7 protein-coding genes are annotated in these 8,151 nt (G+C 71.8%); 3 read left to right on the top strand and 4 right to left on the bottom strand.

Features of this window, described 5'->3' with window-relative positions; all coding sequences use genetic code 11:
• Positions 1-1,056, top strand: a 1,056-nt coding sequence (locus tag WN71_RS26725) for a glycoside hydrolase family 18 protein (RefSeq protein ID WP_240529772.1), incomplete at its 5' end; no start/stop codon positions are given.
• A 44-nt stretch (positions 1,057-1,100) separates the two neighbouring features.
• Positions 1,101-1,406 carry a hypothetical protein gene (locus WN71_RS26720; RefSeq protein ID WP_046589978.1) on the top strand — a complete coding sequence of 102 codons (306 nt, stop codon included), beginning with the start codon at positions 1,101-1,103 and terminating at the stop codon, positions 1,404-1,406.
• Positions 1,407-1,412: 6 nt separating this feature from the next.
• Here WN71_RS26720 and WN71_RS26715 read toward each other — a convergent pair whose 3' ends face one another.
• Genes WN71_RS26715 through WN71_RS26700 form a run of 4 tightly spaced genes read right to left on the bottom strand, consistent with a single transcriptional unit; the run spans position 1,413 to position 5,311 of the window.
• Positions 1,413-2,186 carry a succinate dehydrogenase/fumarate reductase iron-sulfur subunit gene (locus tag WN71_RS26715; RefSeq protein WP_046589977.1) on the bottom strand — a complete coding sequence of 258 codons (774 nt, stop codon included), beginning with the start codon at positions 2,184-2,186 and terminating at the stop codon, positions 1,413-1,415.
• A 2-nt stretch (positions 2,187-2,188) separates the two neighbouring features.
• Positions 2,189-4,126: a fumarate reductase/succinate dehydrogenase flavoprotein subunit gene (locus WN71_RS26710; protein WP_046589976.1), complete on the bottom strand. Its 1,938-nt coding sequence runs from the start codon at positions 4,124-4,126 to the stop codon at positions 2,189-2,191.
• 26 nt (positions 4,127-4,152) lie between these two features.
• Positions 4,153-4,974: a hypothetical protein gene (locus WN71_RS26705; RefSeq protein WP_046589975.1), complete on the bottom strand. Its 822-nt coding sequence runs from the start codon at positions 4,972-4,974 to the stop codon at positions 4,153-4,155.
• 46 nt (positions 4,975-5,020) lie between these two features.
• Positions 5,021-5,311, bottom strand: a complete 291-nt coding sequence (locus WN71_RS26700; protein WP_046589974.1) for a hypothetical protein — start codon at positions 5,309-5,311, stop codon at positions 5,021-5,023.
• Between the two features lie 344 nt (positions 5,312-5,655).
• Between WN71_RS26700 and WN71_RS26695 the strand changes: the two genes are divergently transcribed.
• Positions 5,656-8,031 carry an ABC transporter family substrate-binding protein gene (locus tag WN71_RS26695; RefSeq protein WP_046589973.1) on the top strand — a complete coding sequence of 792 codons (2,376 nt, stop codon included), beginning with the start codon at positions 5,656-5,658 and terminating at the stop codon, positions 8,029-8,031.
• Positions 8,032-8,151: the final 120 nt, after the last annotated feature.

Below are 8,151 nucleotides of genomic sequence, written 5' to 3'. Positions count from 1 at the left end.
CGACCCCCCACCGGCGGTGAGCCCCCCGCCCCGCCCCGCTCCCGCGGACGGACGGCCCGGCGCTGGGTCCGGCGTGCGGTCATCGGCCTCGTGCTCGTCCTGCTGCTGCCCCTGGCCGCCGCCGAGACCGCGCTGCGGGTCAACTACTCCGGGGACCTCGCCGACGGGACCCGGACCAGGGGGCAGGACGCGATCTGGCTCGGGCACGCCTGGATCGACGGGCGGAAGACGGACGCCGACGTCGCCGCGCTCGCACGGCGGCTGCGCGGCACCGGCATCCGGGACCTGTACGTGCACGCCGGGCCGCTGGAGCACGACGGCACCCTGCCCGCCTCCGACCATCCGCGTGCCGCGTGGCTGATCGCGGCCGTGCACCGCGCGCTGCCCGGGGTCCGGGTGCAGGCCTGGCTCGGCGACGAGCTGGCCCCGGAGAAGCCGGACGCCATGCATCTGGAGCGGTCCGCGACCCGTACCGCGATCGTCGCCTCGACCCGCGGCATCCTCGCCGCCGGTTTCGACGGCGTCCACTTCGACCTGGAGCCCCTGCACTCCGGTGACCGGAACTACCTCGCCCTGCTCGACGCCCTGCACCGCGTCACCCGCGCCCACGGCGCCGTGCTCTCCGTCGCCGCCCACCAGATCGACCCGCTGCCCGCGTTCCACTCCTTCTGGGGCACCGTCACCGGCCACCCCAAGTGGTGGTCGCAGGCCTACTTCGGGCAGGTCGCGCGCCGCGTCGACCAGATCGCGGTGATGTCGTACGACACCATGCAGCCGCTCGCGAGCCTGTACGGCGGGTACGTCGCCCAGCAGACCTCGCTGGCCCTGGAGGTCACCCCGAAGTCGACGGAACTGCTGATGGGCCTGCCCTTCTACCACGAGAACCGGTTCGGGCACTGGGCGCGCGCCGAGACCGTCCCCGCCGCGGTCCGGGGGGTGCGCCTCGGCCTCTCCCGCACCGACCCCGGCCGCGCGAACTTCGGCGTGGCCCTCTACGTCGACTTCGCGGCGACCGAGGCCGACTGGCGGGCGTACCAGGAGGACTGGGTGAACTGACCTGACTCTTCCCGGCCGACGCCCACCGTGCGATCATCGGCGGCATGGACATGTTGATCACGGTCGTCGCGGTGATCGTCGCCGTGGTGATGGCGGGCGTGGGCGCCGCGGGCGCGGCGACGGGCTGGGTTCCGTCCTGGACCGGCCGCCCGGTCCTGCGGCCCCGGCTCCTGGGCTGGGCGACGCTGCTGTCCGCGGCCGGGTTCAGCCTGTTCATCTTCCTCGGTCCGCTCGCCCACTCCTACGGCCCGCTGCCGTGGATCGGCTGGGCCGCCTTCATGACCGGGCTGGTCCTCCAGTCGTACGCCCGGCGCCCCGGCCTCCTCCCCTTCCGCAGGCCGGGGCAGTAGCGCGGCCTACTTCGACCGCCGCCCGATCTTCGAGCCCAGCCACACCAGCGGGTCGTACTTGCGGTCCACCGCGCGCTCCTTCAGCGGGATCAGCGCGTTGTCCGTGATCTTGATGTGCTCCGGGCACACCTCGGTGCAGCACTTGGTGATGTTGCAGTAGCCGAGGCCGTGTTCGTCCTGGGCGGTGGCCTTGCGGTCGAGGCCGCTCTCGGCGGCCGCGTCCAGCGGGTGCATGTCGAGTTCCGCGACCCGCATCAGGAAGCGCGGGCCCGCGAAGGCCTGCTTGTTCTCCTCGTGGTCGCGCACCACATGGCAGGTGTCCTGGCACAGGAAGCACTCGATGCACTTGCGGAACTCCTGCGAGCGGTCCACGTCCTCCTGGAACATCCGGTACTCGCCGGGCCCCACCCCCTCGGGCGGCACGAACGCCGGAACCTCCCTGGCCTTCTGGTAGTTGAAGCCGACGTCGGTCACCAGATCGCGGATCACCGGGAAGGTGCGCAGCGGTGTCACGGTGATCGTCTCCTCGCGGGTGAACACCGACATCCGCGTCATGCACATCAGCCGCGGCCGCCCGTTGATCTCCGCGGAGCACGAACCGCACTTGCCCGCCTTGCAGTTCCAGCGCACGGCGAGGTCGGGTGCCTGGGTGGCCTGGAGGCGGTGCACGATGTCGAGGACGACCTCGCCGTCGTTCACCTCGACGGTGAAGTCCTCCAGGTCGCCGCCCTGTATGTCGCCCCGCCACACCTTGAAGCGGGCCTCGTAGCTGCTGCTCACTCCTACAGCTCCTCTTCGGGGAGGTACTTGACCAGCTCTTCCTTCTCGAAGAGGGCGAGCAGATCGGGGCGGACGGGTTCGGTGGTCTCACGGGTGAGGGTGATCTGGCCGCGCGCGGGGTCGCCGGCGGCGGGGTCTCCGACGGGATCGGCCAGTCGGCACAGCAGGTTGACGTTGCGCCAGGTGCGGTCCATCTCGGGGTGGTCCTCGCGGGTGTGCCCGCCGCGCGACTCGGTGCGCTCCAGCGCGGCCCGCGCCACGCACTCGCTCACCAGCAGCATGTTCCTGAGGTCCAGGGCGAGATGCCAGCCGGGGTTGAACTGGCGGTGCCCCTCCACCCCGGCCCGCCGGGCCCGCACCCGCAGGTCGGCCAGCCGTTCCAGGGCCTGCTCCATCTCGCCCTCGCGGCGGATGATGCCCACCAGGTCGTTCATGGCCTGCTGGAGTTCCTGGTGCAGGGTGTACGGGTTCTCCGGCGGGCGCCCCGGCTCCTGGCCCGGCGCCGGGCCCTCGGCGGAGAACGGGCGCAGCGCCTCCGCGGCCGCCGCGTCCGCCTCGGCGTCGTCGACGGGCGGGCGGGCCGAGGTGAGCCCGGCCGCGTACTCGGCGGCGTGCAGTCCCGCGCGGCGCCCGAAGACCAGCAGGTCGGACAGCGAGTTGCCGCCCAGCCGGTTGGAGCCGTGCATCCCGCCCGCGACCTCGCCGGCCGCGAACAGCCCGGGCACCCCGCGGGCCGCCGCGGTGTCGGAGTCGACCGCGATGCCGCCCATCACGTAGTGGCAGGTCGGCCCGACCTCCATCGCCTCCGCGGTGATGTCGACGTCCGCCAGCTCCTTGAACTGGTGGTACATGGACGGCAGCCGGCGCCGGATCACCTCGGCGGGCATCCGCGTCGACACGTCCAGGAAGACGCCGCCGTGCGGGGAGCCGCGGCCCGCCTTCACCTCGGAGTTGATCGCGCGGGCCACCTCGTCACGGGGGAGCAGCTCCGGCGGGCGCCGGTTGTGGTCCGGGTCCTCGTACCAGCGGTCGCCCTCCTCCTCCGACTCGGCGTACTTCTCCTTGAAGACGTCGGGGATGTAGTCGAACATGAACCGCTTGCCCTCGGAGTTGCGCAGCACCCCGCCGTCGCCGCGGACCGACTCGGTGACCAGGATGCCCTTGACCGACGGCGGCCAGACCATGCCGGTCGGATGGAACTGCACGAACTCCATGTTCAGCAGGGGCGCCCCGGCGAGCAGCGCCAGCGCGTGCCCGTCGCCGGTGTACTCCCAGGAGTTGGACGTCACCTTGAACGACTTGCCGATGCCGCCGGTCGCGACGACCACCGAGGGCGCCTCCAGGACGAAGAAGCGGCCGCTCTCGCGCTCGTAGGCGAAGACCCCCGAGACGCGGCTGCCGTCCTTCAGCACCCGGGTGACCGTGCACTCCTGGAAGACCTTCAGGCGCGACTCGTAGTCGCCCGTCTCCCGGTGGTCCTCCTGCTGGAGGGCGACGATCTTCTGCTGGAGGGTGCGGATGAGTTCGAGGCCGGTGCGGTCGCCGACGTGCGCGAGGCGCGGGTACTCGTGGCCGCCGAAGTTGCGCTGGGATATCCGCCCGTCCTTGGTCCGGTCGAACAGCGCGCCCCAGGTCTCCAGTTCCCACACCCGGTCGGGGGCCTCCCGGGCGTGCAGCTCCGCCATCCGCCACTGGTTGAGGAACTTGCCGCCGCGCATGGTGTCGCGGAAGTGGACCTGCCAGTTGTCGCCGGAGTTCACGTTGCCCATCGCCGCCGCGATGCCGCCCTCGGCCATCACGGTGTGCGCCTTGCCGAACAGCGACTTGCAGATCACCGCCGTACGCGCGCCGCGCTCGCGGGCCTCGATGGCGGCGCGCAGGCCGGCGCCACCGGCACCGACCACGACGACGTCCCACTCCTGTCGGTCGACCACGGACATCAGGTATGCCTCACTCACGGAGCTCGTCAGAAGAAGCGCGGATCGTCGAAGACACCGGACGCCACCAGGTAGACGTAGAAGTCGGCGAGCGCGACGCTCACCAACGACGCCCACGCCAGCAGCATGTGACGGGCGTTCAGCCGCCCGACGAACTGCCAGGCCCGGTAGCGCACGGGATGCTGGGAGAAGTGCTTGAGCTTGCCGCCGACGATGTGCCGGCAGGAGTGGCAGGAGAGCGTGTACGCCCAGATCAGCACGATGTTGAGCAGGAACACCAGGGTGCCGAGGCCCATGTGGCCCCAGCGGTGCTGGCTGTCGCGGAACGTCAGCACGGTGTCGTAGGTCAGGGTGCCGGCCACCAGCAGGGCGGCGTAGAAGAAGTAGCGGTGCACGTTCTGGAGGATCAGCGGGAAGCGCGTCTCGCCCGTGTACTTCTTGTGCGGCTCGGCCACCGCGCAGGCCGGCGGGGACGCCCAGAAGCCCCGGTAGTAGGCCTTGCGGTAGTAGTAGCAGGTCAGCCGGAAGCCCAGCGGGAAGATCAGGATGATGATCGCGGGGGAGATGCCCCACCAGCCGCCGAACAGATCGGCGTTGGGCCCGCCCGCCATCTCGCGGCAGTTGCGCGCGAGACACGGCGAGTAGAACGGGGAGACGTACGGCGCCGCGTAGTAGTCCGCGTTCGCGAAGGCCCGCCAGGTCGAGTAGACGACGAAGGCGAACAGTCCGGCGGCCGTGGCGGCGGGGGCGAGCCACCAGCGGTCGGTGCGCAGATGCGGGGCGGCGATCGCGGCGCGCGCGGGGGACCGTACGCCGCCGCTGTTCAGATGTGGTTCCGTACCAGTGGCCAACTTCTGACTCCGGTCGGTGAGAGGGGGTCGGTGCCCCGCCGGGGCACTAGTGGTGGTTCCCGTGGTGCGCGCCGAGGCCCTCGTCGTCCGAGTCCGTCCACAGGGAGTCGTCGTACGGGGTGTCGGGGACGGGAACGAATTCGGAGCTCTTCACCGCGGGCGGCCCGGCGGCCGACTCCCGCAGCAGGGCCACGCTCTCGCGCAGGTGAGCGGCGTCCAGCCGGACGCGGCGGATCTCCAGTCCGCCTCTGCCGAGCTTCTGCTCCAGGCGCCCCACGGACCGGAACAGGTCGTCGAGACAGCGCTGGACTGACGTCAGGTCGTCGTTCACGGACATGACGTGACCTCACTTCCACGGGCCCCACGGCCCAAGGCGGCGACGTTCATGCGCCTGCGAGTGTTGCGCGTCACACCGGCCGGTGTGAAGGGACGTGCACGGATTGGCCGGTGTGCGCGGGTGCGAAGCGCCGCCGCGCGCCCCGGCCGCCGTGGCGCGTGGGCGGCGGCGCGTGGGCGGCCGTGCCGGTTGCGCCGCACGGGTGGGGTTCGGGGCGCCCGCCGCCGTGTCGCCGTACGGCACCGAAACCTTTCCTCTTCAGTGTCCGCATACATCTGATCAGCTCGATATCTCCATATACGGCCATACGAGATCAGAACCCGCGGCTCCCGGAGGTTCCAGAGATGTCCCACGACGGCGTCGGACTGCGCGCGGTCATGCGCTCGGTCGCCTTCCTCACCGCGGGCGCGCTCGCGGTGCCCGCCCTCTCCGGCTGCAGCTCCGACGAAGAGGTGAGCAAGCCGCTGGCCGGGCAGCAGATCGCGCGCGCCGACCGCGCGCTGATCGCCGACGGCGGCACGCTGCGGTGGGCCGTGGACGACGTACCGGAGACGCTGAACACCTTCCAGTCGGACGCCGACGACGCCACCACCCGCGTGGCCCAGGCCGTCCTGCCGTCGATGTTCCGGCTGGACGCGTACGGCCGGCCGCAGCTGAACACGGACTATCTGGACTCCGCGAAGGTCGTCGACACCGAGCCCCGGCAGGTCGTGGTCTACCGGCTCAGCCAGCAGGCCGTGTGGAGCGACGGCCGCGAGATCGGGGCCGCGGACTTCGCCGCGCAGTGGCGCGCCCTGTCCGGCAAGGACTCCGCCTACTGGACCGCCCGCAACGCCGGGTACGACCGGATCCAGAAGATCGAGCGCGGCACCAACGACCTCGAGGTCAAGGTCACCTTCAGCAAGCCCTACGCCGACTGGCGCTCGCTGTTCTCCCCGCTGTACCCGAAGGACGTCATGGGCACCGCGGACGCCTTCAACGACGGGGCCCGGCGCAAACTCAAGATCTCCGCGGGACCCTTCCAGGTCAAGAAGGTCGCCGTCGAGGACAAGGACGTGGTCCTCACCCGCAATCCGCGCTGGTGGGGGCGGCCCGCGAAGCTGTCGCAGATCGTGCTGCACGCCGTCGCGCCGGACCAGCGCGCGGAGGCGCTCGCGGACGGCACCGTCGACCTGGCCGACGTGGACACCGCGGACGCCGAGCGCATCGTCCAGGCCGCCCACCCGCAGGGCACGGCGTCGCCCTCGGCGCTGGACGGCCCGGCGGGCGAGAAGTCCGAGGACTCCGGGAAGACGTCCGGCGAGAAGCCGGGGCACACGTCCGGGAAGAAGGACGAGCACGGCTCCGGGAAGAAGGACGACGACGGCAAGGGCCGGGCCAAGGCGGACGAGGACGACTCCGACGGTTCCGACGACTCGGCCTCCGACGAGAACGAGGACAAGGCCGGCACCGCGCGGAGCGAGCAGCAGAAGCTGAGCGAGATCCAGCTGCGCAAGTCCCTGGAGCCCGCCTACACCCAGCTCGCCCTCAACGGCTCCGAGGGCCCCCTCGCCGACGAGCGGGTCCGCCGCGCCGTCGCCCGCGCCCTCGACCGCACCGCGCTCGCCCGTGCCGTCCTGCGCCCCCTGGGCCTGCCCGCCGTCCCGGTCGGCAGCCATCTGGCGCTCTCCGGCCAGCCCCTCTACGCCGACGCCAGCGGCGCCCTCGGCAACCAGGACGCCTCGGCGGCCCAGGCGCTGCTCGGCGACGCGGGCTGGGTGCTCGGCGGGCCGGTCAAGGAGCAGAAGGCCGAGGAGAAGGCGGCCGGCGGCAAGAGCGACGGGAGCGAGGAGTCCGAGGACGGCTCGGCCGGCTCCGAGCACGCGAAGACCAAGAAGAAGTCCAAGAAGTCCGACGACTCCGACGAGGGCAAGAGCGGGGCGGGGAAGTCCGCGAAGAAGGACGAGTCCGCGGGCGGCGACGACGGCACGTACATCGTCGGCGAGGACGACAAGGCCCCCCTCGCGCCGGGCCTGCGGGCCGGGGAGGGCGCCGGCGGCACCCGGCACCTGGCCCAGGACGGCAGGCAGTACCAGCAGCTGCGGCAGGGCGGCGCGCCCGGCGCCTACGCCCCGAAGGGCACCGCGGCCCCCGCGGCCGCCGCGAACGGGATGCTCGCCAAGGACGGCAAGGCGCTCGTGCTGCGCTTCGTGGTCCCCTCGGGGCCCGGCTCGGACAGCCTGCGGGCCGTCGCCGACCGGATCTCGCAGATGCTGCTGAAGGTCGGGATCCGCACGAGGATCACCAAGGTCCCGGACGACAGCTACTTCAAGGACCACGTCGCGGCGGGCGACTACGACCTCGCGCTGTACTCCTGGCCCGGCACCGCCTACCCGGCCACCGACGCCCGCCCGATCTTCGCCAAGCCGGTCCCGGCGGCCGACGGCTCCCTGAACGTCGAGCAGAACTACACCCGGGTCGGCACCGACCAGGTCGATCAACTGTTCGATCAGGCGCTCTCCACGCTCGACGAGGGCGAGGAGCGCTCCGTGCTCCGCAAGGCGGACTCGCGCATCTGGGCGGCCGCCGGATCGATCCCGCTCTACCAGCGCCCGCAGCTGGTCGCGGCCCGCAGGACCCTGGCCAACGCGGGTGCCTTCGGGTTCCAGACGCCCGTCTTCGAGGACATGGGATTCCTGAAGAAGGGCGCGAAGGCCCAGCCCGGTCCGTCCCCGAAGTGACCGCCGGACCCGGCCCGGAATGATCATGCGTGGCCCTGCGCAAGCCGCCTGGCGCCGGGCCACGTACGATGGGGTGAGGCCGTGGCGTGTTCAGCCCGGCAGGGTCCGCGTATCTCCGAC

It is taken from the genome of Streptomyces mangrovisoli (assembly GCF_000974985.2).
GTDB lineage: Bacteria > Actinomycetota > Actinomycetes > Streptomycetales > Streptomycetaceae > Streptomyces > Streptomyces mangrovisoli.
This window is presented reverse-complemented; position numbering and strand designations above follow the sequence as displayed.